Origin of the sequence: Actinosynnema sp. ALI-1.44, assembly GCF_001984155.1 — a bacterium.
Classification (GTDB): domain Bacteria; phylum Actinomycetota; class Actinomycetes; order Mycobacteriales; family Pseudonocardiaceae; genus Kibdelosporangium.
On record NZ_MTQO01000053.1, the window covers coordinates 18,254 to 44,517 of the forward strand.

Genomic DNA, 26,264 nt, shown 5'->3' on the forward strand with positions numbered 1-26,264 from the left:
ACAGCCGCGATGGAGCAGGTCAACTCAATGCGCCCGCTGAGGCGGCTCGCTGGTGCGGGCGTCGCGACGACGCGGCGCGGCCGCCCAGTCAGGTGGTGGCATCACCGATGTCACCGCGCAGATCGGACTGGTCCTGACGCACCCGGGACCGCATGACGAGAGAAATCCGAGGAGCAGGAAACCGCATGCCGACCCAGCAGGAGCAGAAGGCGGCCAAGCAGGAGCAGACAGCCGGCTCCCCATCGAGCATCCGCGGCGTGGTTCAGCGAATCCGGTTCGCATCCCCGAGCCCCCAGGCGCCGAACGAGCTGTACTCGTTGGGCGTCGTCGGCGCTGTCCGCCCGGAGCGGCACCGCGTTGTCGTCGAACCGGACGCCCGGCTGACCACGAACACGTACTTCGGTCGCCTTCCCGCGAGTTACCTGCAGCGTTGGACCCAGATCCGCGAGCTGGAGGCGGTCTTCCGCGTCCGCGGCACCGGCCGGCTGGAGATCCACGCGTCGGACGCCGAGGGCGAGCCCCGGATCCTGTCCACCGCCGACGTCAGCGCGCCCGCCGAGCAGGAGATCCGGCTGAAGGTCGCGCTCGACCGGTTCATGGACGGCGGCTCGATCTGGGTCGAGGCCGTGACCACGGCCGAGGAGCTGACGATCGAGGACTGCCGGTGGGTGATCGGCGAGCCGCTGCGTGACCGCAAGACCTCGGTGGTCATCTGCACGTTCAACCGCGCGGACGACTGCCTGAACACCATGCGCGCGCTCGGCGAGGACACCGAACTGCTGGCGGCGCTCGAGCACGTGTACGTCGTCGACCAGGGCACCGACGCGGTGCAGAGCCGTGAGGACTTCGACAAGGTCGTCGCCCTGTACGACGGCAAGCTGCGCTACCTGCGGCAGCCGAACCTCGGCGGCGCGGGCGGCTTCACCCGTGGCATGTTCGAGATCAGCGGCGCGGGCGGCAAGCACGCGAACGTCCTGCTGATGGACGACGACGTGCTGCTGGAGCCGGAGACGGTGCTGCGGATGAGCGCGTTCGCCAACAACGCGACGGACCCGGTCATCGTCGGCGGCCAGATGCTGTACCTGTACCACCCGAACCGCCTGCACATCGGCGCGGAGACCACGGACCTCGCGCTGCTCAAGCCGGGTGTGCCGGTGGCGGGTGCGCTGCACAACGTGGACCTGACCAAGAAGTTGCCGCACCGCCGTGTGACGGCCGGGTACAACGCGTGGTGGTCCTGCCTGATCCCGGCCGAGGTGATCGAGCGCTGCGGCCTGCCGCTGCCGATGTTCTTCCAGTGGGACGACATCGAGTACGGCACCCGCGCGGGCCGCAACGGCTTCGCGACGGTGACGCTGCCCGGCGCGGCCGTGTGGCACGCGGACTTCGCGTGGAAGGACTGGGACGACTGGGCCCGGTACTTCAGCCTGCGCAACTCGCTGATCACCTCCGCGCTGCACTTCGACGGCTTCGACGGCAAGACCGCGGCGAAGGTGCTGGCCAAGCAGCTCGCCGAATACCTGGTGTCGATGCAGTACGGCATGGCGGCGACCCTGCTGACCGCCCTCGAGGACTTCCTGACCGGTCCGTCGGTGCTGACCGACGGTGGTGTGGCGGCGGCGGCCAACATCCGCAAGCTGCGCAACGAGTATCCGGACACCCACCGCAAGCAGCCGTCCGACCTGCAGGTCGACGGGGCCGCGACGCTGCCGATCATCGACGACACCGGCGTCCCGTCGCTGCCCAAGGCCGTGATGGTCAAGCGCGTGCTCAACATCCTGCGTGGCCGCAACGGCGGCGCGGCGCAGATCATGGCCCGCGACGCGAAGTGGTGGCACGTGTCGCTGTTCAAGTCGGTGATCGTCACGGACTCGGCGCAGGACGCGTTCCGCGTGCGCCACTTCGACCGCGACGTGGTCGTCGACCTCGCCAAGCGCGGCACGAAGACGCTGTCCCGCCTGGCCAAGGAAGGCGCTGCCGCCCGCGAGGAGTGGCGCGGCGCGATGGGGGACCTGACCACCCGCGAGAACTGGGACCGCCTCTTCAAGTCCTGATTTCAGCCACAGCTGAAAGCCGGGTCGGATTCGTCCGACCCGGCTTTACCATTTCAAGTGGACGGTTTCAGTCCACACACGGAATGGAATCCGCCGTCGGTGGCGGTGGTGGCTGCGCCTCGGCAGGCGCGGCCGGTACCGGCGCGGGGGGCTTCTGCTGTTTCCTGGCAGGCGGGTCGACGATTTCGGCGACCACCCTTCGGACTTTGTGCGTGTCCACGATGTTGATGCTTTCGCCGTCCACTGTTTCGGTGTGCTCGATCGGCAGGGTCTGGAACGCCATCCGGCCGCCGGTCAGGTTCGACATGCGCAGTGCGAAGTCGAACAGTTCGATTCCTTCGTCGACCACCACGTTCTGCTTGGCGACGTCCACGAGTCCCGGCAGCGCCGACGACCCCTGTGCGCGGATCTTGTGCATCACGGACGCGATGAAGGCCTGTTGGCGGCGAGTGCGGTCCAGGTCGCCGTTCTTGAGCCCGTGGCGCTGGCGGACGAACGCGAGGGCCTGGGAGGCGTTGAGCGTCTGCTTCCCGGCGACCAGGTTCGAGCCGGAGTACGTGTCCTGGGTCGCGTTGTTCACGCAGACCTCGACACCGCCGAGCGCGCCAGCGAGGTAGTAGAAGCCGGCGAGGCTCACTTCCGCCATGTGGTCGATCGGCACGTCGAGGAACGCCCGCACGGTCTCGATCTGCGCGCGGCGCCCGGCTTCCCTGCCCAGGTACTCCAGTTCCCGCGGGCTCCGCGCCCCCTGGGAGCGCAACCGGGACTCCTCCGCGATCTTCGCCCGGCCGTACGCCTCCTTGATCTTCCCCTTGATCGGTTCACCGGGAACGCCGTGCAACTCGACGAAGTTGTCACGGGGTATAGACAACGCGGAGGCTTGTGAACCGTCATTGGGGATGTGCAACAACATCAGCGTGTTGGCGTTGTAACCGCCCCGGTCGCTCTCCCCCGCCTGCAACTGGGAAAGCACGGCGTCCGGCAGCGGCTCGCCGTTCAGATCAAGACGGGTGGTCAGGCCCATCACCAGGATGTTCACGGCGCCGGTGGAACGCGGCGCGTCCGGCGCGATCGCCCGCGACCGGCGCACGCCTTCGTTCAGATCCTGGTACGTGGCCCACGCCACGCCGGCGGCGACCATCAGCACGATCGAGACGAGAATCCACGTGGTCCGGACCACTATGAGTGCGGGAACCCGCAACCTCGGCATGAATCGATGTTACGCCAGGGGGTGCTGCGGCTATATCCTCAATGGAGTCCGATCTAGTCAGCGGGACGGCGGTCGTGGGGGAGTCACCGGTACATCCGCGTGTACCTGTGGAAGTACCGGCAGTAGCTGCCGTCGCCATGCTGACTGTCTTCGTCGGTATGGGGTTGGTCACCGACAAAGACGTGGTGGGCTGGGTCTTCGGGGTGTGGGTCATCATCGGCGCGGGCGTCGCGGCGGCGCTCGTCCGGCCGGTCGGCCTGTGGGTCGTGGTGCCCGCACCGCCGATCGTCCTGCTGATCGCGGTGACGATCCGCACCGCGTGGCGCAGGCAACCGGTGTGGGACAACGCAAAAGAGCTTGTCGCCGAGTTCGCGCCACCGTACCTTCACGGGTTCCCGTGGCTCGCGGCCGCCATCGGAGTCGGCGTCGGCGTGGCGGTCATCCGCGTCAAGCGGCGCTAGAAGTTTTTCACCTGGGGGGAAACATGCAGGGCACCGACAGACCGGTGTTCGCTTCGACGAGCCGGGCACGCCGGTTCGTCCGGCTGGCCAGCAGACTGCTGGCAGTCGGGATGATCGCGCTCGTGGTTGTGCTCGTCGCGGCCACGTTCGGTTCTGTTCACGACGACGACTCGGCGACGCCATGGCCCGTCATCGTTCAGAAGTAGGGCGGATCCCGTGGGCGCACTGGATCACATTGGGCACAGCGTTGTTGCTCCTGCTGGTGTTCCTGGTGATCCACGCGTACAGCGTGACGACATCGCCACAGTCCGACACCAAGAACGCTGACGGCGTCACCGACGTCCCGGACAACACCGTGGCGCTGGTGATCCACGACAGCCCCAATCCGAAGTGGACACCGAGGCTGCTCGACGCGTTGCGCGCGCACGGCGCGCACGCCACGTTCATGCTGGTCGGAACCAAGGTCAACGAGCACCCGGAGCTGGTCAGGCGGATGCTCGACGAGGGGCACGACGTCGGCGTCACCGGCTTCCGGCCCGGTGACGTCTCGCGGCTGCCCGGCTGGCAGCGGGATCTGGAGCTGTCGCTCGCCCAGCAGGCGCTGGCGTCGGCCACCGGTGTCCACACGCGACTCTTCGGCCGGGCGTACGACGTGGCACCGGACACGCTGGCCACCCTGCGCGGCGACGGCTACCTCGTCGTCGAGCCGACCGAGGACGCCTTGTCGCTGCCGTGGGGTGATCTTCCGGCACTTTCCGCGATCGCACAGCGCGGCACAGTGATCAGGATGCACGACACCGGCAGTGTCACCGTGGACGAGGTGAACGGCCTGCTGTCCACAATGTCCATTCGCGGGCACCGCTTCGCGAACCTCTCCGAGGCGCTGCACATACCCCGCCCGCAACGGGACGCCGGGCTGGCGGGCCAGGTCACCGGGCACGTCACAGCGGCCGCACAGGTCTACGGCGGCGTGGTCGTGGTCGTGCTGAACACGCTGATCATCATCGCCGCACTGCTGGCTGTCCTGCGTGCGTTGATGCAGCTCGGCCTGGCCAACACCGCACGACGCGTGGCGCGTGAACGCGAGGCCAATCCCCCGCCGTGGTACTCGCCGCCGGTGTCCGTCATCGTGCCCGCGTACAACGAGTCCGCGAACATCGAGGCCACGGTCCAGTCTTTGCTGGCCAACACGCACATGGCCGACGTCGAGGTGATCGTGGTGGACGACGGCTCGACCGACGGCACCGCCGACCTCGTGCTGGCCCTGGGTCTGCCGGGGGTGCACGTGATCCGGCAGCGCAACGCGGGCAAGTCGGCCGCGCTGAACACGGGGATCACGCACGCCAAGCACGACATCCTCATCCTGGTCGACGGCGACACCGTTTTCGAACCGGAGACGATCGGCCACCTGGTGCAGCCGATGGCCGACGAGAACGTGGGAGCGGTGTCGGGGAACACCAAGGTGGCCAATCGCCGCAGCCTGTTGGGCCGTTGGCAGCACCTGGAGTACTGCGCCGGATCCAATTTGGACAGGCAGATCCTGAACGCGCTGCAGTGCATCCCGACCGTGCCGGGGGCGATCGGGGCGTTCCGCCGCGCGGCGCTGGCGAAGGTCGGCGGGATCAGCTCGCAGACGCTGGCCGAGGACACCGACCTGACCATCGCGATCACCCGCGCGGGCTGGCGCGTGACCTACACGCCGGACGCACGCGCGTGGACCGAGGTGCCCGCGACGCTGGGCGCGTTGTACCGCCAGCGCTACCGCTGGTCGTTCGGGACCTTCCAGTCGATGTGGAAACACCGGCACAGTTGGCGCGATCGTGGCCCCGCGGGCCGGATCGGCCGTTACGGGCTGCTCTACCTGCTCGCGTTCCAGCTGATCCTGCCCCTGCTCGGACCCGCGATGGACGTGTTCGTGCTGTACGGCATGTTCGTCGCGGACGCGCCGCACGCGGTCCTGCTCTGGCTGGGCTTCCTGGCGATCCAGACCGCGGGCGCGGGGTACGCGCTGCACCTGGACGGCGAGTCGTTGCGTCCGCTGTGGGGACTGCCGCTGCAGCAGGTGGTGTACCGGCAGCTGACCTACCTGGTGGTGATCCAGTCGGTGGTCACCGCTCTGCACGGTGCGCAGCTGAAATGGCAGAGCAACGCCCGCTCCGGCCAGGCCGCGCGACTGCTGACGTACAAGACGAAACCCCAGGCGGGAGCCGCACCTCAGCCTCAGCCACACCCGGCACCGGCACCGATGCCCCGGCCACCAGCCGAGATGCTCGCCGAGGTGACCGTCGAAATCCCCAGGGTGGCACCCTGAACCCCCGCCAAACCCCGCCACCAGGGGAGCCCCTGATCTTGATTCAACACCAGGGGTACGACAGTTTTTCCGGCGACGAGGGACCTGGTGGGCGTTTCCCTGGGAAACGCCCACCGGCAGCAACCTAGGAACGTGTGACGACGCCGCAGGCGATCCGGCCGCCCGCGTCACCGGTCGCCAGGGTGGTGGCGTCCGGACCGGCAGGGGCATAACGAGGCGGAATGTGCGCGAAGTTGTCGGGCAGGGCGTGGATGATGATGGCACTGCCGTCGGCGTCGAAGAGCGCGGCGGCGTTGAGCTGATCGTTCTCGGTGACGCTCACCGCCGTCCCGTCAGCGGACACCCGCAGGGAAGGCAGATCACCGGCGTGCGCACCGTGCGACGTCCCCCCGGTGTTGAGATGCCCTCCTGCGGTGAAGAACGGCACGACGGCACCGGTGGGATCCGTGGACTTCGGATCACAGATGCCGACGGCGTGCACGTGGAAACCGTGGAAACCGGGCGATATGCCGCCCAGTCTGCCGCTGACGAGGACCTTGCGGTTGCTGACCTCGAATCGAACCGATCCGAGTACGGCACCGCTGACGCTCCGGACGGTGGCCCGCCCGACAGTACCGCCGCCGTCCGTGGAGCCCGCCGACGCGACGGCAGGCGTGACAGCGGCCAGAACTGCGAAAGCGACAATGAGCTTGGGAATCTTGGGTTGACGCATGGCGCCTCCTAACACCCCAATTCCTACCAAACCGCCCATCCGCCAAGGCATAGCGAATGCCCCTTAGTCCCCGTACGGGATCAAACGGTTTGATGGAACCATCACACGGCCCGTGGATTCGCGCAGGCCAGCGGCGCGGGCAGATTCGGTGCGCGCAGCACAGCCCCCGTTGGTAGTGAGTGAAAACCGGCGTCCCAATCCGCAGGTTGGCTCGGTCGGGTGAGATGTGTACCGGCACGTGTTTTCGAGTTGTCCAGGGCAGTTCTCGTTGATTCCATGCGATCATGGTGGAGCAGGCGATCCGGCGCGGAGCGCGGTGCGCCGGTTCGCGGCGCGGGTTCTCGTGACGGTCGTCGCGGTGTCGGGTCTGGCGGTGGGTGGCGCGGTGTCCGCGTCCGCGCAGTCATGGGCGGTCGAAGGCGAGCAGACACCGTCCACATTCGACTGTGAACACCTGTACCACAGCAACTTCCGGTCAGGGATGCAGTCCCGCAACGACGCCGCAGGCGATGCCACCATCCAGAACACGGTGATCAGCAAACGGGTCGGCAGCGGGCTGCCGGACTACTGGTCGACCACCATGGCGATCGGCAAGGACATGGCGCCCGGGACGACCACGGTCTGGACCAGGGGCGAGAACCTGACGCCGGTGCCCGCGGACGATCCCGTCTTCCGCGGCAGTTCACTGGTGCCCGACCTGTTCGTCGACAACGACGGCGGCGCGTACTACGGCATCGTCTACGGCGGCGCACTGTACAAAGTAGACCCGCGCACGGGCGCGTCGGTGCAGGTTCCCGGCGGCAACGCGCAGAACAACCAGGTCGGGCGGATCACGTCACCTACTCGGTAGCACCGAAACGCCCATACGCGCCATGACCATCACCAAGCGAGCACGAACCACAACAGCCAAACCAGGCCTCCTCCTGACCGGCCTCACCCTCACCACCACAACCCACCCCCGAGACTGACACACCGTTGGCGCCGCTAGTTCCAGGTGGAGTAGCGGATGTCGATGGTTCCGGTGGCAGGACTGGCGCGTTCGGTAATGGTGAGGATCGCGGTGCGTTTTTCGTCGGTGGTGACGCAGACCTGGCGGCCCTCAGGCAGATCGTAGATGTCGGGGATGGGATTTTCCCTGGTCCAGTGGACGTCGGCGCATCGTCGGGGGTCTTCGGAGCCCGCGTCGGGAAGCAAGGCGATCTTGGCGCGGTTGCCGGTGGCGTACAGGGCGGTGCTGCGGTCTGAGAACGAGATGTCGACTCCAGGGGTGCGTTGGAGGCGTCGCTGTCCAGTGTCGAGGTCGATGCCTTCGTTGCCGAGCAGGTTGTCCGCAGAGCCGGTGTTGTGCGCGGGGGCGGGATCACCGAACATGGCCATCGCCATCGTTTCGGCGGTGTGCCGCGGGGTGCCCGAGCTGGCCGCGATAACGATCATCGCGGCGAGGGCAACGCACGCGCCGCCGAGGGTCCAGCACGCCCAGCGCGGTGACCGCCGCGACCGATCCCACCGAGGCGTGCGGGTCGACGTCCATGTCGCCGTGCCCCGCCCTGCCACCACAACAGGTGGGTGAACACACTCCGGTTCATCCTCAGCGGTAAAGATGTCATCTGCCGGTTCGACGAGCTTGCTGGTCTGCGCGGGAATGGCGGGTGCCTCGTGCGTGGTGGTGAGGTGGGCGCGGGCGATGATCCAGGGCCGCAACTCGGCAGCGAGTTGGTGGGCGCCGGGTTTCCGGCCCCAGCGCCTGGTGAGGCACCGGTCGAGGAAGTCGTGGATCCATTCCTGTCTGGGCAGACCGGCGCCGGTCTCGTAGCGGGACAGGGTGCTGTCGCTGGTGACCGGGCGCAGGGTGCTGTCCTCGAAACTCTTCTGCGTCAGCCCTGCCCAAACTCGCACCGCCTTGACCGCCTGTCCGAACTCCTCCCGAGACGGCGCGGGCGCCGGGCGAGGAGGAGTTGCCGGTCTGGGGTGGGTGGGCTGGTACATCAGCGATCACTCCTTCAACTGTCCACAGGAGCCGTTCCCTCGCATCATCGGCAGGAACAACGGACCAGCGTTCCGGGAATCTCCCGGTTCCCACCCCGATTCCCACCCCTTCGCCCGATCGGGTGACACCACGGAACCCCACCCGCCGGTCAGCCGCGGTCCGGGAACAGCCAGGTCTTCCCATTCCCATCTGCTAGCAGGGAAACCAAGCCCCAACGGGACTGTTCTCATACGCGCGTGGCCACACCGGCCCACGCCACAGAGGACGGAGAGACCGCGATGAAGTGGTTCCTTGCCGAGTGCGCGACATCCACCGCGCTCGCACCCGCACCCACGCCCTCCACCCACTGGGCAGTCGTCGCCAGCGCAATCACCGTGACCTGTGTCCTGCTCTTCGTATTCGCCGTAGTCCGCCTGGTCCTAACCCGAAAATCCCCCGGCGACCACATAACGATCCGACTGCCCATAGCCCGCATCGAAGTACGCACCAACACCCCCACCGCCAGCAAAGCCAAGCCCACCCAGCGCACCAGTGCTGGTAAAGCCAAGCGCACCCGGTGCTGGTAAAAACCCAACGCGCCCACCGCTGAAAAGGCGAGGAGCAAGCACCGTGGGGGGCCTGGGGGGCTCGGCCCCCCAAAATGGAAAGGACGACCCGGCGAAGTTGCGAAGCAACTGAGCAGGGTCGCCCTGAGGACGCGCACCCGAAGGGATTCGAACCCCTAACCTTCTGATCCGTAGTCAGATGCTCTATCCGTTGAGCTACGGGTGCTTGTTCAGTTGTCGCTCGGCCGAGGCCGAACGTACTGCGGAGGCTCCGGGATTTGAACCCGGGAGGGGTTTTATCCCCAACCGCATTAGCAGTGCGGCGCCATAGACCAGACTAGGCGAAGCCTCCCGGGGCCCTCGGCCGCTTCGAGGTGAAAGAGTACTACATGCCGTCCGGGGCCCCGTTCGGCCACCCCCTCATTCGGTCTTGGCCGCCAGGGCGACGAAGGGGTCGAGTGCCGCCGGGTTGGCCAGCGCGTCCCTGCTCACGGCCTTGTCGGGGGCTGTTCCCGCGAGGATCTTCTTGACCGGGACCTCGCATTTCTTGCCGTTGAGGGTCCTGGGGATCTGGGTGACCTCGATGAACCGGTTGGGCACGTGCCGGGGCGAGAGGGCGGTCCTGAGCTCGGCTTTCAGGCGGGGTTCGAGGTCGGTCAGCGCCGCGCCGGGGGCCAGCACCAGGAAGCAGAGCAGCTCTCCTTCCTCCTTGCCCACTGCCGTGGTGTCGATCACAAGGGAGTCCGCGACTTCCGGGTAGCCCTCGACCACCCGGTAGAACTCGCTCGTGCCCATCCGGACGCCGCCTCGGTTGAGGGTCGAGTCGCTGCGGCCGTAGATCACCGCCGAGCCCCTCGGGGTGATCCTGATCCAGTCGCCGTGCCGCCAGACGCCGGGGTACTGCTCGAAGTAGGACGACTTCAGCCGTGATCCGTCCGGGTCGTTCCAGAACGACACCGGCATGGACGGCATCGGCTGGGTGATCACGAGTTCGCCTACCTCGTCGGTCACTTCCTTGCCGTCGTCGTCGTACGCCGCCACCGCCGCGCCCAGTGCCCGGCAGGACAGTTCGCCGAGCCAGACGGGGACTTCGGGGGCCGCCACCACGAAAGCCGTGCACAGGTCTGTTCCGCCGGACACCGAGCAGATCTGGACGTCGTCGCCGATCTCGTCCACCAGCCAGCGGAAGCCTTCCGGGGACAGCGGCGCTCCGGTCGCGCCGATCGCGCGCATCGCGGTCAGGTCGAACTGGGTCGCCGGTTTGATGCCCTTCTTCAGGCACGACTGGATGTACGGCGCCGAGGTGCCGAAGTAGGTCACCCGGTGCTGTTCGGCCAGTCGCCACAGCGCCGTCAGGTCCGGGTAGCCGGGGTTCCCGTCGTACAGCACGATCGTGCAGCCGACCATCAGGCCGGAGATCAGGAAGTTCCACATCATCCAGCCGGTGGTGGTGAACCAGAAGAACCGCTCCCCCGGCCCCAGGTCGCTGTGCAGGGCGAGCATCTTGAGGTGTTCGACGACGATGCCGCCGTGCCCCTGCACGATTCCCTTCGGCAGGCCGGTCGTCCCGGACGAGTACAGCACCCACAACGGGTGGTCGAACGGCACCGGGTCGAACTCCAGTGCCGCCTGGGTCTCCAGCAGCTGCGACCACGGCACGGTGTCCGGCAGCGTGGCGCCGTTGTCGAGGTAGTCGATCAGCACTGTGGCGCGCAGGCTGGGGATGTCCACGCGGAGCGCGTCGATGGTGGGGCGGATGTCGAAGGACCGGCCGCCGTAGACGTAGCCGTTCACCGCGACCAGCACGGTCGGTTCGATCTGGGTGAACCGGTCGGCGATCGCGCGTGGCCCGAAGTCCGGAGAGCAGGATGACCAGGTCGCGCCGAGGCTCGCGGTGGCGAGGAAGGCCACGAGCGTCTCGGGGCAGTTGGGCGCCAACGCCACGACCCGGTCGCCGCGTTTCACGCCCAGCGACACCAGTGCGGCGCGGAAGGCCGCGACCTGGGTGCGCAGCTGCCCGTACGTCAACTGCGCGGACTTGCCGTCCTCGCGGTGGAAGATCACCGCGAGGACGTCGGCGGGTTGGCCGGTCAGCGCCTGTTCGGCGTAGTTCAGCGTCGCGCCGGGGAACCAGGAGGCGCCCGGCATCCGGCTCGAACCGAGTACGCCGGTCGGCCGCGAGTGGAAGATCACGCCGAGGAACTCGGCGACCGCACCCCAGAAACCCGCCAGGTCCGTGGTCGACCAGCGCCACAACGCGTCGTAGTCGGGAAGGTCGAGATCACGGTTGGCACGCAGCCACGTGCGGAACTCCGCCAGCCGGGTCTCGGCGGCGGGGTCCGGCTGCCACAACAGCTCTGGGGTGGTCATGCCCTGTTCTTAGCTCATGGCCGTCCCGGAAACCACCTACCGCAGGTGCGCGTCGAACCAGTTGAGGGTGCGGTGCCACGCCTCGGTCGCGGCGCCGGGGTCCGAGTCGAACCTGTGGCCCGCGCCCGGGTAGCGGACGACGTTGGTCGCCACGCCCGCGCCGACCGACGCGTCCCGGAGCTTCTCGATCTCGCTGGGGTCGATGACGTCGTCCTGGTCGCCGTAGATGCCCAGCCACGGGCACTTCAGGTCGCCCGCGATCTCCACGAGCGGGGGTAAGGCCGCGGAGATGGGCTGGATGATGCCCGCCGCTCCGACACTCACCGCCGCGCCGATGGACCGTTTGGCCGCCACGACCATGGCCGCGGTCGCACCGAGGTCGAACCCGACCACGCCCATCAGGTCCGCGGTCACGCCGCGTTCGGCGAGCACGGCGAAGGCGATGTCGGTGTCGGCCAGCACCGAGTCGCCGGAAAGCTGTCTGACCTGTTCTTCCTGCGGCAACGCCTCGTGGTAGAGGTGCGGGGCCACCGCGAGCCAGCCCTCGGCGGCGAGCGAGCTTGCCAGCAGGCGCACTGTGTCGGTCACGCCGCCGGCCTCGTGCAGCACCACCAGGCCGCCCCGGACCACCTGTTCCGGCTCCGCGACGGTCAGCAGCGCCGACCTGCCGTCCTTGAGCTGGAACTGCTCGGTGCGTGTTTCGGTCATGGCTCCACCCAATCACGTAGGGGTGAACATCAGTCAACGTGACCAACCAGACGAGGCAACCACGATAGACCGTCCAGCAAGAGGCCGGAATATCGCGTCCCGGTCCAAATCGTGGCGCCGGTCCGGTCGCGGTGGATACCGTGCGGGTGTGCCTGAACCACAAGTGACGTACGTCCAGCCGAGGGCAGACCTGGCGAGCCTGCCGTCCTACGTGCCCGGCCGGACGATTCCCGGTGCGATCAAGCTGGCCAGCAACGAGGTGCCCGCCGGCCCGTTGCCCAGTGTGGCGAAAGCGATCGCGGACGCGGCCGCGCACGCCCACCGCTACCCCGACAGCGCCGCGGGCGAACTGACCGCGCGGCTGGCCACCAAGCTCGGCGTCGCCGAGGCCCAGATCTCCGTCGGCTGCGGCTCGGTGAGCCTCTGCCAGCAGCTGATCCAGGCCACCTGCACCGACCGCGACGAGGTCATGTTCGGCTGGCGGTCGTTCGAGGCGTACCCGATCGTCACGCACGTGGTCGGCGCGCAGCAGGTCCGGGTGCCGCTGACGAACGACCACGCGCTCGACCTGGACGCGATGCTCGCCGCGATCACCCCGCGCACGCGGCTGATCTTCGTCTGCACGCCGAACAACCCGACTGGAACGCTGGTCCGCAAAGCGGAACTGGACAGGTTCGTCGAAGCGGTGCCGTCGAACGTGCTCGTGGTGCTCGACGAGGCCTACTTCGAGTTCGTCACGGACCCCGACGCCGTCGACGGCGTCGACTACCTGCGCGACCGCGACAACGTCGCCGTGCTGCGCACGTTCTCCAAGGCGTACGGCCTGGCCGGTCTGCGCGTCGGGTACTGCGCGACGTCCGAGGAGGTCACCACCGCGGTTCGCAAGGTCTATCTGCCGTTCAGCGTCAACCACCTCGCCCAGGCGGCCGCCATCGCGTCGCTCGACGCGGAGCAGGAGCTGTTCGAGCGGGTGCTCGAGATCAAGGACGAGCGGATCCGGGTCCGCGACGAGCTGGTCACGGCGGGCTACGAAGTGCCTGAGACGCAGGCGAACTTCGTGTGGTTGCCGCTGGGTGACCGGACCGCCGCGTTCAACGACCACTGCCTGGAGCAGAAGCTCGTGGTGCGTGCGTTCGCCGGTGAAGGCGCGCGGGTCACGATCAGCACTCCCGAGGAGAACGACCTGTTCCTGGCCGCGGCGAAGTCGTTCAGTCGATAAGCAGCTTGGTCACGGCGACCAGTCCGACCACGACGATCACCGCGCGCAGCACCGTCGGTGGCAGCCTCCGGCCGATCTTGGCCCCGAGGATGCCGCCGACGGTCGAGCCCGCCGCGATCAGCAGCACGACCCACCAGTCGATGTCCGCGATGGCCACGAAGACGATGCCCGCGACCAGGTTCACGCCGGCGGTCAGCACGTTCTTGAGCGCGTTCAGCCGTTGCAGCCGCTCGTCCATCAGGATGCCGAGCATGCCGACGAGCAGAACGCCCTGCGCCGCGCCGAAGTAGCCGCCGTAGACGCCCGCGCCGAACGTCGCCGCGATCGCGCTGGCGCCGCCGTGCTCGTGGCGTTCCATCGATGCCAGCCTGCGTGACAGCCACGGCTGCAGCACGACGAGGACCAGCGCGATGATGATCAGCACCGGCACGATCGCTTCGAACACGTCCGGGTCCAGCAGGAGCAGCAGCACCGCGCCGATGGCGCCGCCGAGCAACGACGGCCCACCCAGCCGGAGCAAACGCTTGCGTTGCCCGGTCAGCTCGCTGCGGTAGCCGATCGCGCCCGCGATGCCGCCCGGCACCAGCCCGATGCTGTTGGACGCGTTGGCCACGACCGGCGGGTAGCCGAGCGCGAGCAGCACGGGGAAGGTGATCAGCGTTCCTGAGCCGACCACGGTGTTGATGGTGCCTGCGCACACACCGGCCACCGCGACCAGGCCTGCCTCGAGGGGAGTCATCGCGGGGATCGTGACACGTGCCTGCGGCTTTCGAGTGGCCGAGGTCGTGGAGATCACCGAAGATGGCGGCAGACCCATACGGAGAGTGACTGTCGGGAAGTGATCTGCATGCGTGCGTCGATCGCTGTTGTGGGCGTGATCACGCTCGCCGCGGCACTGGCAGGCCCGGCGAACGCGACCGCCGAGCGGACGGTCAGCTATCGGGGGTACGAGCTGAGCGTGCCGGCCAATTGGCCTGTGATCGATCTGGCGGCGAACCCGACGGCGTGCGTCCGGTTCGACCGCAACGCGGTCTACCTCGGCAAGCCGGGCGCCGACCAGCGGTGCGCCGCGCGGACGGGCCCGACGACGGACGCCGTGCTCGTCGAGCCCGTCGGCGAGCGGACCAGGGTGACCGTGAGCGGCGAGAAGTACGCCTCGCTGGCCACGAGGGTCGACGAGGACGTCGAGTCGGCCAGGGTCCGCAGCGTCCAGCCGGGGGTCTACTCAGGACCTGGGTTCGACGCCTGCGCGGCGCCGTCGCAGCAGGCGATGGACGCATGGCTCGGCTCACAGTTCCGGGCGGTCGGCGTGTACATCGGCGGCGTGCACCGCGCGTGCGCCCAGCCCAACCTGACCCCGGCCTGGGTCGGTGCGCAGGTCAGGAAGGGCTGGCGGATGATCCCGACCTACGTCGGCCTGCAGGCGCCGTGCACGGGGTACAAGTACCGGCTCGAGCCCGACCAGGGCAAGGCACGCGCACAGGGCCGGGACGCGGCGGCGGACGCCATCACGCAGGCCTCCCGGCTGGGGATGGACCCGGGAACCGTGATCTACAACGACATGGAGGCGTACAACATCGGCGATGTGCCGTGCAGTGCCGCTGTGATGGCGTTCCTCAGCGGCTGGAGCGACCAGCTGCGTGAGCGCGGATACCGCTCGGGTGTGTACAGCAGCGCCGGTTCGGGCATCAGTGATCTGGTCCGCAACCACGACAACCGGGCGTACAGCAGGCCTGACCACGTCTGGTTCGCCTGGTGGAACGGTCAGGCGAATGTGGACGGTGGCCGCTTCCTGCCCGGCGACCGGTGGGCAGGCCAGCGGATCCACCAGTACCTCGGCGGCCACGACGAGTCGTACAACGGCGTCGCCATCAACATCGACAGCAACTTCCTTGATCTCAGGTAGTTCTGCGGGTGACGAAGTCGCACAGGGCGAACAGCGCGTCGCGCGCCGGGACGGACGGCAGGTCGTAGAGGACGTCCTTGGCGCGCTGGACATGCCGTTCCGCCTCCCGGCGCGCCCGCTCCAGGCCTGGTGACGCGCGCAGGACACCGATGACCTCGGCGCGGCGCGTGTCGTCGGCGATCGGCTCGGCGACGAGGTCCGCGATGCCCGGATCGTGTTCGATGGCGTAGAGCACGGGCAGGGTCACGATCCCCTCGCGCAGGTCGGTGCCCGGCGCTTTGCCGAGGTCGCGTTCGTCCGCCTCGATGTCCAGGATGTCGTCGGAGATCTGGAACGCCGTGCCGATCAGCTCGCCGTACACCTCGAGCAGGTCGGCCACGTGGCTGTCCGCGTCGGTGACCACCGCACCGATCCGGGTGGACATGGCGATCAGCGAGGCCGATTTGTCCGACATCACCCGCATGCAGTGCCCGATCCGGTCGGCACCTGCCTGCGGGCCAACGGTTTCGGCCATCTGGCCGTGGACGAGACGGCCGAGCGTACGAATCTGCAGGCGCATCGCGGCATCGCCGAGCCCCGCGCCGAGTTCGGCCGCCTTCGCCAGCAGGTAGTCGCCGAGCAGCACCGCGACTGTGTTGCTCCACCTGGTGTTCGCCGTGACGGCACCGTGCCGGACCTGGGCCTCGTCCATCACGTCGTCGTGGTAGAGCGTGGCCACGTGCACCAACTCGGCCAGAACGGCCGCGTCCAGCACCTTTTCGGTGCACGGCTCACCGAATCGCGCCCCCAGCAACACCATCATCGGACGGAACCGCTTGCCACCGGCGTCGATCAGGTGTGTCGACGCGCGGCCGAGGAACCCGTCACCCGGCGCGCGCAGGGTTTCCCGCAGCCTGGTCTCGACCTCGCCGAGTTGTGCCCGCATGGCCGCCGCCAGTTCGGCGTCGACCATGTCGACGATCGCGCTCGCGCTGCGCGGCCGTGCCCCCGTTGATGTGTTCATACCGTCAACCGTCGCTTCGCCGCAGGTCCCGGCACATCGATCGGCGGAGCGAAGGCAATCCCTCGCAGGAGGGAGATCCGCGCGGTAACACTGGGACCCCCGGCGGGGATGTGTCCGGTAACCGAACCGGTGAGGACTTGCTATGGGTGGTGGCAGACCGTGGCACTGGATCGCCGCGGGTACGGCCGCAGTCGCGGTCGTCGTCGCAGTCATGGTGAGCGACACGTCCGACGGCAACAGCTTCATCTCCAAGCCGTTCGCCGCGACCGAGCGCACGCCTGACGTCGGCAACCCGATCCTCGCGATGCCGACGATGGACGCGACCACGGTGACGCGGACCACAACCACCGCACCCGCGCCGCCCCCGGTGAGAGCGACACCGCCGTCGAACAAGCCGCCCGCCAAGACACCGTCGCCGCACCGGCATCAGCCGCCGCCCCCGCAGACGAAGTGGACCATCACCCTGCCGATGCCCGACTTCCCGTGGTACTACCCGGACTGCGAGACGGCGAGATTCTTCGGCGCCGCGCCGTTGCGGCGCGGCCATCCGAGTTACCGGGACGACCTCGACAACGACCATGACGGCGTTGCATGCGATCGATAGACGTATAGTGGCACTACTTATGTAACGTGCTCCGGCGCGCCGGCTACATGCAGGTGTCCGGAGGTGACTGTTGGCATGACCACGGAATCGAAGACGGCGGCGTGGGCGCTGAGCCTGATCGCGACGGCCGCGATTTTCCTGACGTTCTTCTTCGATGACAGCAATCCCGAGTCGACCGTCCCCGGCGATCTGACTGGCAAGAGCGCGGTCACGGCGGACAACCAGTTGCGGCGACTGGGATTCGCCAACATCATGTACCTCTCCGAGCTCGGCGGCTCGGCGACCGTTCGTCCCGATTGGACTGTCGTGTCGGTCGACGGTGCCGGTCAGACCGTCGGGCTGGACACGTGGATCACCATCAGGGTGCGGTGAACACGGAGGCGAGCATGCCGAGAGTCGCCCAGTCCGCGTGCCCGTTGTCGAGGATGTCCCCGTAGGTCCGCACTTCGACGAACGTCCGCTCGGAATCCTCCGCGACGCCGTGCGGTCCGGGGTTGTCGCGCAGCAGCGCGATCTCGTCCCCGGTCAGCTCCACGCAGAAGACATGCACCCGATGCGCGGACAGTGTGGCAATTGCTTGCCGTACCTGGCTTTTGCGTAACCTTTCCGGTGCGACCGCCAGGCCGGTCTCCTCCGCGAGTTCGTGCACGGCCTGCGCGACCGGCTCGCCGCGCAACACCCCACCGCCGGGCAGTTCGCGGACATAGCCGTCCACCGAACAAGACGGCGACCGGAACTCGCGCACCAGCACGACCTCGTTCCGCCGGACCGCGTCAGCGGGCCGATAGGCCACAATGGACACCACGTCCGGGCGGCCGAGCACGATCTCGTTGCGCTTCTCGCGGTTCTCCGCCGCGACCCGCATCCGCGCGTGGAAAGCCCACAGGAACTGGCGGTGTGTCCACAGCAACCGGCCGTCCAGCAGGACGTTCCCCGCGCGCTGCTGGGCGGACAGCCAGTTGCGGAACGTCGGGTTCCGCCAGGCCAGCAATGGCACGTACCGCTCGCCGCCCGACCGCGGCGCCCCCTCGCCGACGAGGTCGAGCGTCGCCGCGATCGTGTCCGGCAACGTGAACGTCACCCGCGCGCCGCGCTGCCTCGCGTGGTGCTGCATGTACCGGACGTGCTGCGCGGTGTCCGGCGCGCCGAGCACCACGCGTCCGGACGACTCGTACCGGCCGAACTCGACGTTCGTGGTCAGCCCCGGCAAGGTGGACATTTCCCTCGGCACCCAGAAGAGAATGCCGTCGGCCGCGTCCAGCCACCGTTCCTCCCAGGCGATCTGGTCGTCGTAGGAGGGATATCTCGTGCCATCCGGTGGTTCCGGGACGAACACGACCAGTGTGCCGTCCCGTGTCCACTGGCGCTCGATCTCGGCGAGCGCCCCCGGACGCCAGCTCGGCACGTCGTCACGGCGCGGCGTCGGGCCCGCGAGAAAGATCGAAGCGGACCACTCGTCCGGTGGCTGCTGACCGGCGTACACGACCTCCATCAGGCGGGCTTTCTCGCGATGACCACGCTGTACCCGGCCGTGGTCGGCCGCAGGTGGACGTCCTCGAAGCCCACGGGGGTGAGGATGTCGGCGAGCTCAGGCGTGGAATAGCACTTGCCGACGGTCGCCATCATCATCCAGACCGAGAACTCGGCCTCCCGCAACGGGCCCGACTTGGTGTCGTTGAGGTGCATGTCGTGGTCGACGAGCACGCCGCCCGGCGGCAACGCGGCGAACGACGCCTTGGCCAGTTTGGTGATGTTCGCCGGATCCCAGTCGTGCCAGACGTTGGAGTACAGGTGCACGTCGAATCCCCGCGGGAGTTCGGTGAACATGTCGCCGGCGATCACGTCGACCCGGTCGGACAGTCCGCGCGCGGCGATCGACGCCCGGCTGGTGTCCACCACTGACGGCAGGTCGAGCACGGCGGCCGACGTCCCCGGCAACGCGCTGACCAGCGAACACGCATAGATACCGGAACTGCCCCCGACGTCGAGGATGCGGTTGGCCGTGACGCTGCCGCGCAGCACGTCGGCCAACGCCGGGCTGAGGTACGTGCCCCGCGCGTTCATCCCGGCGGTGAACGTCTCGGCGAAGTCGTTCTGCGACATCCGGTTCAGCCAGTCGTCACCCTCGTCGACGTCCCACGCGGCCGGTTGGCCGGTCCGCAGCACCTCGACGGCCGCGCGGCTGCCCGGCCGGTCGCTCGACATCCTCGTGTAGTGCCGCAGGTCGATCTCGGCACCGGCTGTCAGGTACTGCCCCGCCGCTTGCGTGACACGCACGGCGCCATCAGGCAGGCGCTCGACGAGCCCGAGTGCCGCGAGGTAGGTCAGGGTGACGTCCGCGGCCCGCTCGTCGATCTCGAGCAGGTCGGCCAACTGCCGAGCGGTCGTCGCCTCGCGGTCGGCGAGCCGGGTGAAGATGTCGAACTCGCTCACCACCGCGACGAACAGGTCTGTCGCGTGCGTGCTGTTCACCAAGCCGACGATGTCGCCGGGCCCCAGAATCGTCATACATCGATCTTGGCCGCGGCTGCTAGCTCTCCGCAACGCGTGGCGGAACTTCGTCGACCACGCTCGTGCCCGCGCCGGAGCGGGACTCCCACTCCCACTTCTCGTTGAGCCGCATGCTGCCGTCCGGTTTGGTCTCGATCGTGGCGACGCAGTGCCCGGTGTTGGTCTCACCGGCCGTGTTCAGTTGCGTGTAACGGAAATCGAGCGTGTCACCGGTCCGCGTGCCGACCAGGTAGCCGCGGCGGACCTTGCCGCCGGAGTACTCGGCCCAGATCTCGCCGTCCTGCTCGTGGTAGGTGAACAAGGTCGACGCCTCGACCTCGCCGCCCGCCACGTCGTCGGCAGGCTTGAACACCCGGCCGTCCAGACTGCTCACGATAGCCACTCCCTCGTCCGTGCCCGACTACCCGAAGCCTACTGTCTTGCCTGGTCAGCGGCTGGAAATCACGGCGCACTCCGTGCGGTCCCGCACGTGCCGAACTCGTCGCACGCCGTCAAGTCCACAACGGACAACGCGCAGGCTCCGGAAGGCTGTGCGGGGCCACCCGGCCCGCTGAACGGCCGAAACGCCAGCACAGCCGGTTAGCCTGGAACGGTGACCGCAGAACCCCGCTGGCTGACCGCCGCAGAGTTACGCGCCTGGCGCGCCTACGTGATCGGCAGCGAGCGGTTGCGCCAGCGGCTGAACACCGAACTCCAGGAGCGCCACGACCTGCCACTGGCCGACTACGAGGTCCTCGTCCGCCTGTCGGAGCAGGAGAAGGGCCAGATGCGGATGACACAGCTGGCCGAGGAGGTCGCGCAGTCCAAGAGCAGGCTCTCCCACCAGATATCCCGCCTGGAAGCGGCCGGCCTGGTCCGCCGGACCCACTGCCCCAACGACGCGCGAGGAGTCCTCGCCGAGATCACCGAAACCGGCGTGGCCCAGCTGCGCACAGCGGCACCTACGCACGTCGACGGCGTCCGTGACCACCTCGTAGACCTCATCACCCCGGAGGAACGCGACGTGCTGGCGACCGTGTTCGAGCGCGTGCTCACCCACCTGGACAAATGAAGTGCGCCCATCGGATAAGCTCGACGGCGGTAGCGTGTCCGAGCGGCCGAAGGAACATGTCTTGAAAACATGAGAGGGTTAACGCCCTCCGTGGGTTCGAATCCCACCGCTACCGCAGCCTCAGGAGACGTGTGTCCACGGAAAGCGTGGACCACGTCGGCTGCCGTCATTTTGGGGGGACGACCCCCCAAACCCCCCGCCGTGGACCACGTCGGCTGCCGTCATTTTGGGGGGACGACCCCCCAAACCCCCCGCTGTGAACCACGTCGGCTGTCCCTATTATCGCTGGTCAGTGGCGCCGAGTTCGGTGAACCAGGTGCTGAGCGAGGTCGTCCAGTGTGTGATCGGTGAGACGCAGGCGCCGTCGGCAGGTGGTCCTCCCGCGCACGACTGGCTGTTCCAGACCAGGAAGAGCACCACGAGCAGGACCACCAGGACGATCCCGCTGCCGTTCTTCACCGCCGCGAGTTTCGGCACCAGCCTGCGAACGACCTTTTCGAACAGGTCAACCGACGTCATGACCACGGTGCCGTAGGCGTACACCACTTCCGGCGGTATGCGTCCCAGGCGGCGCATACCGCGGCTGACAGCCAGATCGGGCAGCAGCAGGAGTGTCCTCACGAGGTCGCCGACCAGCACGGCCGGAGTCACCAGAGCTGTTCCCAGCCACGGCAGCAGCCGGCTCGCCAGCAGCCGGAGCAGCGCGTACCCGAGCAGCCCGGCCAGCACGAGTTCGATGAGCGATCGGAGCCAGAACGGCAGGGACAGCTGGGTGAAGGCGTCGTTCACCACAGTGATGACGTAGCCGAGCAGCGGAACATCGGTAAGCGGGTTGAGCACTGCTTCGACAGGCTGGCTCATTCCCGTTCACCGTCCAGATCGATCTCGTCGGGATCTGAGCGCGCCGACTCGATGGGCACCGGGGGCCGCGTCGAGATCGCTTCGACCTTGCCGCCGCCGTCGGCGTTCCCGCCACGCATGTGGTCGACGACGACGTTGCTCGCGTTGGCCATGATCGCGGCCACGTCCCTGCGGTTGAGCAGATTCGCGTCCAGCAGCGAGTTCAACATCGCGTTCGCGCCTTCGAACTTCATCTGCTTCTCGCGCATGATCAGCTCGATGACGTCCTTGACGTCCTCGCCGTGCCCGGCCAGCCGGAGCGCCAGCACGTTGAGGTCGTCGGTGCGCAGCGCGTCCGCGTAGACCCGCATGCGTTGTTCCTTCAAGTCCAGCTCGTGCTTCTGCTTCAGGGCTTCGAGTTCTCGCTGCTGCGCGGCGAGTTGCATCTCCAGGCGGTGGGCGTACCCGGAATGCGTGAGACCGGCGAGGCTCTCTTTCGTCTTCGCGTCGAGAGACAGGGTCACGTTGCACCGGTTCATGGTGATCGCGTCGGAGATCATCACGGTGCGATCGCCGTAGTCGTTGTTGATCCGCCGCTCTGCCGCGCCGATGTCGTCGACGTCGAAATCGCAGCTGATCAGCCGCAACCGTTCCTCCATGTAGTCCCGGAGCACCGGCACCGGATCCGTCAGACCGGCAGCGACGGCCGCGATGGGGTCGGCGACACGCCAGGTGATCCGCACCTTCGCCGGGAAGAAGATCGCGTCCTGCTTGCACGGCAGCTCCAACGTGAGCAGGGTCTGATGCGACGAGGTGTCCACCGAATAGACTTCCTTCGGCGTCCTCAGCCAGAGTTCGCCCATGGTCATCCGGCTGCTTCCGAGCTCGTACGTGCCCCGCTTCGTCAAGTAGACAACGGCAGTCGGGCCTGAGGAAACCGGGTTGAGCTTGCGCAGTTCGCTGCGATCCGCGCTCAGCTTCTCGACAATCTTCTTCTGCGAAGACTCTCGCTTCGCCGCCGATGTGCCCGCTGACCGCTTCTCCGCACCCGGGACGGCGTCGTTCATGTCGATCCACCTTTCTCTTCGAGGTACTGGAGTACTGTTTCCGCCGCATCACGAGGGCCACCCCGCTGCACTCCCCAGTATTCGACGTAGTACCGGATGCTTGCCAGCTCACCCGAGTGTTCGCCGATGTCGAACAACAGATCAGCGATCGGTCTGCACAGAGTTTTGTCTTTCCGCGCGACCGTCAACCACCGCCGCATCGCAAGATATCCGCGCTGCATGAACTCAGCGGCCGACAACATTCGAGAGAACAACGTGACAACCAGGTCGCGATGCTCTCCGAGGTGTTCGGCGACCCAGATGAGAACCGGCCATTTTTCCACACTCTTCCGCATCGGAACGACCACGTAAGCCGAGATGATCAACACCGACAGGAAGGCTGTTTCCCGACGCTCGGGATACTCGTCGTCGTCGGTCCACTTCACCAGTGCACGCAAAACCTGCCCCGGGTCGTCGACACGGCAGAACAGCTCGCTCAAGCTTTCACCGATCGCGTAGGCCATGTCCCAGTTGGCGTGCCTGCTGGCGTACCTCAGCAGCCGCAACGCGGCCCCGGGGCTCATCGCCTCGGTACTCCCGATGGCCTGCACGGCGGTTACCCGCCTGTTGGGAACCTTCTTCTGGGCAATCCACTTGTGCAACATCCGGTACACGACTCTGGCCATTTCCGGGTGTCGGCCGGGTATCTGCAGCGCGGCGACCGCTGCCCACCGGTTGTCGACATCGCCCGAGTCGGCCCACGGTTCGATCACCGTGTTGTATATGCCGAGAAAATCGAAAGTGCTGAGCAGACCAGCCGCTACACCCGCCCTGATCCGCACGTCCGATCCTGGAATGCCGCCCAGTTTGAGCAACCAGTCCCTGACCACCTCGTGCGCCTGGCTGTACTGACCACACACGTGATCCAGCACTTTGCGCGGAAACCGATCGTCTCGAAAGCGCGCCTTCAGCAGCTTGATTTCACCGTACCGCGTCTCGACCGTACCGGAAACCACTTCCGCACGGGCATCGTCGAGACGTTTCTGCAATGGAATTTCAAAGACCGATCGACACCATTCACTGCGCCTGCGCCGTTCCGCCTTGTGTATACTGTCCGCCAGCCAGCTGGCCGCCTCCGACACAAGCTGTACCGATTCGTTGTTGAAAACCGCGAGTGCGATCACGAAAGCGCGTTGATCGGTGTCCGCCTGCTGGTCGAACCATTCGAGGAACTTCGCGTCGTCGGCGCGGAGGTAGCGCTCACGCAGGGCTTCGACAGTGAGCCGCTCGTGGGCGACATCGACCAGGAGCGCGGCGAGTTCCGCCAGCTCGCGGTGCGCGGAGTCCTTCGAGACCTGACTGAGGATCTCAGCCACTTCCGGTCGATCGAGGAGGGCGTTCACATCGACTGCCGAGCCCCGCACTCCCCAGGCGACGTGTTTCTTCACCAGCTGTTCCGCGGACACCTCACCCAGACCGTCGACGACCATGTGGCCGATGTCGGCAGTGTGCAGAGGCGTCGTCCGGTCGACGACGACGACCAGCCGACAGCCTTTCCTGTGCATCAGGCTCGCCAGTTGCTCGGCGTGGTAGGCCTGGAACTCCTGCGCCTGCTCCGGAGCCAGCGACTCCAGGAGGTAGCCGTGGTTGTCCTCCAGGTCACCTTCGCTGAGAGTCTTCAGCTTGACGTCCGGATCGAGTTTGCGCACACCTGCCCGGCACACGTGATCCAGGAGGCGCAGTGCGGTCGCCGTCCGCCCCGATCCGCTGTCCGAACGGATGAACACCGCCTGCTGGCTCTCCAGGACCTGCCTGATCTCGCGGTACCGGGTCGGCTCGACGTACGAATCCCTGATGCGGGCCAGCACATCCCTCGACACCGTGCCGCTACGGATCAGGACGCCGAACTGGTTGGACGTCGTCGACCGGTAGTGATCACCCAGCGTCCCGATGGAGGTTTCACCGAAGAAGACGTTCGCCCGGCCGCCACCGATCAGCGCGGCCAGCGCGGCGTCCATTCCGAGCCCGACACTGCGCCATTTGCGCGCACTTTCCGGGTCGGCCGCCTTTTCCTGGGCGGTCGCGGACTCGCTCTTGCCGCTTTCCCCCCTCGCATTCTCCTTGTTTTCGTCCGTGCTGTCGTTCTTGACAGAGCCGTCGGCGGCGGCGACTTCGTCGTCAGGCTCGGGGGCACCCGAATCCTCTTGCCCTCCTTCCCGTGAGCCCGAATCGTCAGTCATCACCGTCTCCTGACGGATAGTAGATGTCGCCGATGTGCTTTGCGCGCACCTTGTCGTAGAAGTTGGTCACCTTTGCGGGGACGTTCGCCTTGCGGGAAGCCTTTTCTTCCGTGACCGGCTTTGGTTTCGGGTAACCGGGAACCCTGAGCCAAATGCTCTGCCCGTCCGACAGCCGCGCCTGGCTGTAGGTGGACAGGATGTCGGCGGACCTGCCGGACCGCACCGCGTTCTTGTACCACTCACTGGAGACGGCGACGATCAAATCGGCTCGGGTGGCCGCGGCGAAGGTCCTGAGGACCACGGCGTCGTCGATCATGGCGATCGCGGCACGAACGTCAGCGCCGTCCCACTCCGGGAACACACCGGCTATCTCTCCCATGTGGACCCCGACGCTCACCTTGCAGCCACGAGCCGAGGCCTCGTCCTCGACGTGCGGGAGAAACGTGGTCAGCAGGTCCAACGGCCCTGCTTTTTCCATGGGGACCACAGCAACGGACTGATGGTCGGAGTGGTGCAGAAGATCGCTCGGCAGATCGATGCGAGAGTTCTTCAGCGCCGCCGTCATGACGGCTTCCGAACGCCCAGCGCCTTCGGTGGCCACTGCGATGTACGTGGCCACAGTCGACTTGCCTGCCGCCAACTCGAGTTTGCCGACGAGGATGTCGACGAGTTCGCGTGGCGTGGTCACCCGTGCGTCGATGTAGCCGATGGAGTCGCCTATGCCCGGAATTCGAGTGTCGTCGAACCGCACCGGGAGCAGGTACAACCTGCGGTCTTTCATCACACGGTCCTGCACGCTCCGCCATTCCAGTCGGGTCCAGGTTTTCCTGGCGTAGTCCGCCGACACGAACAGGACGCAGAGCTTGGATCGACGGTAGTAGATGTCGTCGAAGAACTCGTAGAGGTCGGTTCCCCACATGGTGCCGGTCTCGTCGGAGTCGTAGAATACCTTGACAGCATTGACCTTGAGGAGTTCGGCTACCTCTTCGACGTACTGTCGTTGTTCACCTGCGAAGGACAAACACACGTCGTACCGCGATGACGGCGCCTCGCCGGCCTTGGCCATGTAGCCTCCCACACGGAACAAAACAATCGCCTGTGTGCACAGCAAACGGCATTCGGCCGATCGGCCGCAGGCAAGTCTTGGAAGTGACCACCAATTGTCAGGTGGTTGACCAACGTCCCCCGACCACCCCGGTGGCGTGGGCGCGGGCGGCCCCTCCGGCCGGCGTGTCGAGGTCCTGTTCGGACAGTGACGACCAACTTCACCAATTCAGGTCCCTTGTGAGCGGGGCCACAAAGGTGCATGCTCGGAGGTAGGCGTTACTCCGAACGCGAAGGGCAGGTGGTGCCGTGGCAATGCGCTTACGTCTCGCGGTCACGCGCTCCCTGTCGCAACCCCACGACTGGGCTGATCGGTACTCGGCGCGGTCGTGACTGTGAGCGGCCGGTCCAGCCCGTTCGAACTGTGCGTCGCACGTCGACG

Annotated in this window: 25 protein-coding genes and 3 tRNA genes; 12 read left to right on the top strand and 16 right to left on the bottom strand. The window is 67.1% G+C overall.

Translation table 11 applies throughout. The annotated features are described in order from the left end of the window. Positions 1–185: 185 nt before the first annotated feature. Entirely contained in the window at positions 186–2,054 is a 1,869-nt protein-coding gene (locus ALI144C_RS41975; protein WP_076992869.1) for a glycosyltransferase, read from the top strand. A 67-nt stretch (positions 2,055–2,121) separates the two neighbouring features. Here ALI144C_RS41975 and ALI144C_RS41980 read toward each other — a convergent pair whose 3' ends face one another. After that, a complete protein-coding gene (locus tag ALI144C_RS41980) occupies positions 2,122–3,264 on the bottom strand; it encodes an LCP family protein (protein WP_237774581.1) in 1,143 nt (380 codons plus the stop codon). Positions 3,265–3,305: 41 nt separating this feature from the next. Here ALI144C_RS41980 and ALI144C_RS41985 point away from each other — a divergent pair, with 41 nt between their 5' ends. From ALI144C_RS41985 to ALI144C_RS41995, 3 genes are read left to right on the top strand one after another with little or no spacing between them, the layout of a single operon-like run. Next, positions 3,306–3,725, top strand: a complete 420-nt coding sequence (locus ALI144C_RS41985; protein ID WP_330359645.1) for a DUF6542 domain-containing protein — start codon at positions 3,306–3,308, stop codon at positions 3,723–3,725. A gap of 23 nt (positions 3,726–3,748) precedes the next feature. Continuing rightward, positions 3,749–3,931, top strand: a complete 183-nt coding sequence (locus ALI144C_RS41990) for a hypothetical protein (protein ID WP_076992871.1) — start codon at positions 3,749–3,751, stop codon at positions 3,929–3,931. A 29-nt stretch (positions 3,932–3,960) separates the two neighbouring features. Next, on the top strand, positions 3,961–6,036 hold the full coding sequence (locus ALI144C_RS41995) for a glycosyltransferase (RefSeq protein WP_076992872.1): 2,076 nt from the start codon (positions 3,961–3,963) through the stop codon (positions 6,034–6,036). Between the two features lie 124 nt (positions 6,037–6,160). On the opposite strand, the gene ALI144C_RS42000 is transcribed toward ALI144C_RS41995, so the two are convergent. Continuing rightward, on the bottom strand, positions 6,161–6,748 hold the full coding sequence (locus tag ALI144C_RS42000; protein WP_076992873.1) for a superoxide dismutase family protein: 588 nt from the start codon (positions 6,746–6,748) through the stop codon (positions 6,161–6,163). Positions 6,749–7,064: 316 nt separating this feature from the next. Between ALI144C_RS42000 and ALI144C_RS42005 the strand changes: the two genes are divergently transcribed. Next, entirely contained in the window at positions 7,065–7,598 is a 534-nt protein-coding gene (locus tag ALI144C_RS42005) for a hypothetical protein (RefSeq protein ID WP_076992874.1), read from the top strand. A gap of 134 nt (positions 7,599–7,732) precedes the next feature. Here ALI144C_RS42005 and ALI144C_RS42010 read toward each other — a convergent pair whose 3' ends face one another. From ALI144C_RS42010 to ALI144C_RS42035, 5 genes are all read right to left on the bottom strand, one after another. Beyond that, on the bottom strand, positions 7,733–8,734 hold the full coding sequence (locus tag ALI144C_RS42010) for a helix-turn-helix domain-containing protein (RefSeq protein WP_143231189.1): 1,002 nt from the start codon (positions 8,732–8,734) through the stop codon (positions 7,733–7,735). 699 nt (positions 8,735–9,433) lie between these two features. Further along, positions 9,434–9,506, bottom strand: a tRNA-Arg gene (locus ALI144C_RS42020). A 37-nt stretch (positions 9,507–9,543) separates the two neighbouring features. Next, positions 9,544–9,632, bottom strand: a tRNA-Ser gene (locus ALI144C_RS42025). Positions 9,633–9,700: 68 nt separating this feature from the next. Next, positions 9,701–11,650, bottom strand: coding sequence for an acetoacetate--CoA ligase (locus tag ALI144C_RS42030; RefSeq protein ID WP_076992877.1), 1,950 nt, complete (start codon positions 11,648–11,650; stop codon positions 9,701–9,703). Between the two features lie 36 nt (positions 11,651–11,686). Next, positions 11,687–12,358, bottom strand: a complete 672-nt coding sequence (locus ALI144C_RS42035) for a dienelactone hydrolase family protein (RefSeq protein ID WP_076992878.1) — start codon at positions 12,356–12,358, stop codon at positions 11,687–11,689. 163 nt (positions 12,359–12,521) lie between these two features. On the opposite strand from ALI144C_RS42035, the gene hisC reads away from it, so the two are divergent. Further along, entirely contained in the window at positions 12,522–13,577 is a 1,056-nt protein-coding gene (hisC, locus tag ALI144C_RS42040) for a histidinol-phosphate transaminase (RefSeq protein WP_076992879.1), read from the top strand. On the opposite strand, the gene ALI144C_RS42045 is transcribed toward hisC, so the two are convergent. Then, on the bottom strand, positions 13,567–14,316 hold the full coding sequence (locus tag ALI144C_RS42045) for a sulfite exporter TauE/SafE family protein (protein ID WP_076992880.1): 750 nt from the start codon (positions 14,314–14,316) through the stop codon (positions 13,567–13,569). The genes hisC and ALI144C_RS42045 overlap by 11 nt on opposite strands. A gap of 108 nt (positions 14,317–14,424) precedes the next feature. On the opposite strand from ALI144C_RS42045, the gene ALI144C_RS42050 reads away from it, so the two are divergent. Continuing rightward, the gene (locus ALI144C_RS42050; protein WP_143231190.1) at positions 14,425–15,483 is read left to right on the top strand and encodes a DUF1906 domain-containing protein; all 1,059 of its coding nucleotides are present in this window, start codon (positions 14,425–14,427) and stop codon (positions 15,481–15,483) included. On the opposite strand, the gene ALI144C_RS42055 is transcribed toward ALI144C_RS42050, so the two are convergent. Continuing rightward, on the bottom strand, positions 15,476–16,486 hold the full coding sequence (locus ALI144C_RS42055) for a polyprenyl synthetase family protein (RefSeq protein ID WP_076992882.1): 1,011 nt from the start codon (positions 16,484–16,486) through the stop codon (positions 15,476–15,478). The two genes, ALI144C_RS42050 and ALI144C_RS42055, sit on opposite strands and share 8 nt — an antisense overlap. 142 nt (positions 16,487–16,628) lie before the next feature. Here ALI144C_RS42055 and ALI144C_RS56960 point away from each other — a divergent pair, with 142 nt between their 5' ends. Then, on the top strand, positions 16,629–17,090 hold the full coding sequence (locus tag ALI144C_RS56960; RefSeq protein ID WP_076992883.1) for an excalibur calcium-binding domain-containing protein: 462 nt from the start codon (positions 16,629–16,631) through the stop codon (positions 17,088–17,090). Positions 17,091–17,165: 75 nt separating this feature from the next. Beyond that, complete coding sequence (locus ALI144C_RS42065; protein WP_076992884.1) at positions 17,166–17,462, top strand: PASTA domain-containing protein; 297 nt, start codon at positions 17,166–17,168, stop codon at positions 17,460–17,462. Here ALI144C_RS42065 and ALI144C_RS42070 read toward each other — a convergent pair. From ALI144C_RS42070 to ALI144C_RS42080, 3 genes are read right to left on the bottom strand one after another with little or no spacing between them, the layout of a single operon-like run. Further along, positions 17,449–18,582 carry a nucleoside 2-deoxyribosyltransferase domain-containing protein gene (locus tag ALI144C_RS42070; RefSeq protein WP_076992885.1) on the bottom strand — a complete coding sequence of 378 codons (1,134 nt, stop codon included), beginning with the start codon at positions 18,580–18,582 and terminating at the stop codon, positions 17,449–17,451. The genes ALI144C_RS42065 and ALI144C_RS42070 overlap by 14 nt on opposite strands. After that, positions 18,582–19,598: a methyltransferase gene (locus ALI144C_RS42075; protein WP_076992886.1), complete on the bottom strand. Its 1,017-nt coding sequence runs from the start codon at positions 19,596–19,598 to the stop codon at positions 18,582–18,584. Before ALI144C_RS42075 ends, ALI144C_RS42070 begins: the two co-directional genes overlap by 1 nt. Positions 19,599–19,620: 22 nt before the next feature. Next, positions 19,621–19,974, bottom strand: a complete 354-nt coding sequence (locus ALI144C_RS42080; RefSeq protein WP_237774582.1) for a hypothetical protein — start codon at positions 19,972–19,974, stop codon at positions 19,621–19,623. A 219-nt stretch (positions 19,975–20,193) separates the two neighbouring features. Between ALI144C_RS42080 and ALI144C_RS42085 the strand changes: the two genes are divergently transcribed. After that, on the top strand, positions 20,194–20,652 hold the full coding sequence (locus ALI144C_RS42085) for a MarR family winged helix-turn-helix transcriptional regulator (RefSeq protein ID WP_076992887.1): 459 nt from the start codon (positions 20,194–20,196) through the stop codon (positions 20,650–20,652). A 28-nt stretch (positions 20,653–20,680) separates the two neighbouring features. Then, a tRNA-Ser gene (locus tag ALI144C_RS42090) sits at positions 20,681–20,767 on the top strand. Between the two features lie 164 nt (positions 20,768–20,931). Here ALI144C_RS42090 and ALI144C_RS42095 read toward each other — a convergent pair. The 3 genes from ALI144C_RS42095 to ALI144C_RS42105 are packed head-to-tail and all read right to left on the bottom strand — an operon-like array spanning position 20,932 to position 24,325. Next, positions 20,932–21,513: a hypothetical protein gene (locus ALI144C_RS42095; protein ID WP_076992888.1), complete on the bottom strand. Its 582-nt coding sequence runs from the start codon at positions 21,511–21,513 to the stop codon at positions 20,932–20,934. Then, a complete protein-coding gene (locus ALI144C_RS42100) occupies positions 21,510–22,559 on the bottom strand; it encodes a hypothetical protein (RefSeq protein WP_076992889.1) in 1,050 nt (349 codons plus the stop codon). The genes ALI144C_RS42095 and ALI144C_RS42100 overlap by 4 nt, the downstream gene beginning before the upstream one ends. Next, the gene (locus ALI144C_RS42105; protein ID WP_143231191.1) at positions 22,556–24,325 is read right to left on the bottom strand and encodes a hypothetical protein; all 1,770 of its coding nucleotides are present in this window, start codon (positions 24,323–24,325) and stop codon (positions 22,556–22,558) included. The genes ALI144C_RS42100 and ALI144C_RS42105 overlap by 4 nt, the downstream gene beginning before the upstream one ends. On the opposite strand from ALI144C_RS42105, the gene ALI144C_RS56010 reads away from it, so the two are divergent. After that, positions 24,318–24,470 (top strand): hypothetical protein, encoded by a 153-nt coding sequence (locus tag ALI144C_RS56010; RefSeq protein ID WP_168211488.1) that lies wholly within the window; start codon positions 24,318–24,320, stop codon positions 24,468–24,470. The two genes, ALI144C_RS42105 and ALI144C_RS56010, sit on opposite strands and share 8 nt — an antisense overlap. Before the next feature lie 300 nt (positions 24,471–24,770). Here the strand turns inward: ALI144C_RS56010 and ALI144C_RS42110 are convergent, their stop codons facing one another. Then, positions 24,771–25,844 carry a toll/interleukin-1 receptor domain-containing protein gene (locus tag ALI144C_RS42110; protein ID WP_076992891.1) on the bottom strand — a complete coding sequence of 358 codons (1,074 nt, stop codon included), beginning with the start codon at positions 25,842–25,844 and terminating at the stop codon, positions 24,771–24,773. Between the last annotated feature and the right edge of the window lie 420 nt (positions 25,845–26,264).

Excerpts from the sequence above, each read along its gene's own strand:
- ALI144C_RS42050 (WP_143231190.1), top strand. The coding sequence starts at position 14,425 with ATGCGTGCGTCGATCGCTGTTGTGGGCGTGATCACGCTCGCCGCGGCA.
- ALI144C_RS41990 (WP_076992871.1), top strand. The coding sequence starts at position 3,749 with ATGCAGGGCACCGACAGACCGGTGTTCGCTTCGACGAGCCGGGCACGC.
- ALI144C_RS42045 (WP_076992880.1), bottom strand. The coding sequence starts at position 14,316 with ATGACTCCCCTCGAGGCAGGCCTGGTCGCGGTGGCCGGTGTGTGCGCA.
- ALI144C_RS42035 (WP_076992878.1), bottom strand. The coding sequence starts at position 12,358 with ATGACCGAAACACGCACCGAGCAGTTCCAGCTCAAGGACGGCAGGTCG.
- ALI144C_RS41985 (WP_330359645.1), top strand. The coding sequence starts at position 3,306 with ATGGAGTCCGATCTAGTCAGCGGGACGGCGGTCGTGGGGGAGTCACCG.
- ALI144C_RS42030 (WP_076992877.1), bottom strand. The coding sequence starts at position 11,650 with ATGACCACCCCAGAGCTGTTGTGGCAGCCGGACCCCGCCGCCGAGACC.
- ALI144C_RS41980 (WP_237774581.1), bottom strand. The coding sequence starts at position 3,264 with ATGCCGAGGTTGCGGGTTCCCGCACTCATAGTGGTCCGGACCACGTGG.
- ALI144C_RS42065 (WP_076992884.1), top strand. The coding sequence starts at position 17,166 with ATGACCACGGAATCGAAGACGGCGGCGTGGGCGCTGAGCCTGATCGCG.
- ALI144C_RS42010 (WP_143231189.1), bottom strand. The coding sequence starts at position 8,734 with ATGTACCAGCCCACCCACCCCAGACCGGCAACTCCTCCTCGCCCGGCG.
- ALI144C_RS56960 (WP_076992883.1), top strand. The coding sequence starts at position 16,629 with ATGGGTGGTGGCAGACCGTGGCACTGGATCGCCGCGGGTACGGCCGCA.
- ALI144C_RS42000 (WP_076992873.1), bottom strand. The coding sequence starts at position 6,748 with ATGCGTCAACCCAAGATTCCCAAGCTCATTGTCGCTTTCGCAGTTCTG.
- ALI144C_RS42100 (WP_076992889.1), bottom strand. The coding sequence starts at position 22,559 with ATGAACGACGCCGTCCCGGGTGCGGAGAAGCGGTCAGCGGGCACATCG.
- ALI144C_RS42070 (WP_076992885.1), bottom strand. The coding sequence starts at position 18,582 with ATGGAGGTCGTGTACGCCGGTCAGCAGCCACCGGACGAGTGGTCCGCT.
- ALI144C_RS42075 (WP_076992886.1), bottom strand. The coding sequence starts at position 19,598 with ATGACGATTCTGGGGCCCGGCGACATCGTCGGCTTGGTGAACAGCACG.
- ALI144C_RS42095 (WP_076992888.1), bottom strand. The coding sequence starts at position 21,513 with ATGAGCCAGCCTGTCGAAGCAGTGCTCAACCCGCTTACCGATGTTCCG.
- ALI144C_RS42055 (WP_076992882.1), bottom strand. The coding sequence starts at position 16,486 with ATGAACACATCAACGGGGGCACGGCCGCGCAGCGCGAGCGCGATCGTC.
- ALI144C_RS42110 (WP_076992891.1), bottom strand. The coding sequence starts at position 25,844 with ATGGCCAAGGCCGGCGAGGCGCCGTCATCGCGGTACGACGTGTGTTTG.
- ALI144C_RS56010 (WP_168211488.1), top strand. The coding sequence starts at position 24,318 with ATGAACACCGCCTGCTGGCTCTCCAGGACCTGCCTGATCTCGCGGTAC.
- ALI144C_RS41975 (WP_076992869.1), top strand. The coding sequence starts at position 186 with ATGCCGACCCAGCAGGAGCAGAAGGCGGCCAAGCAGGAGCAGACAGCC.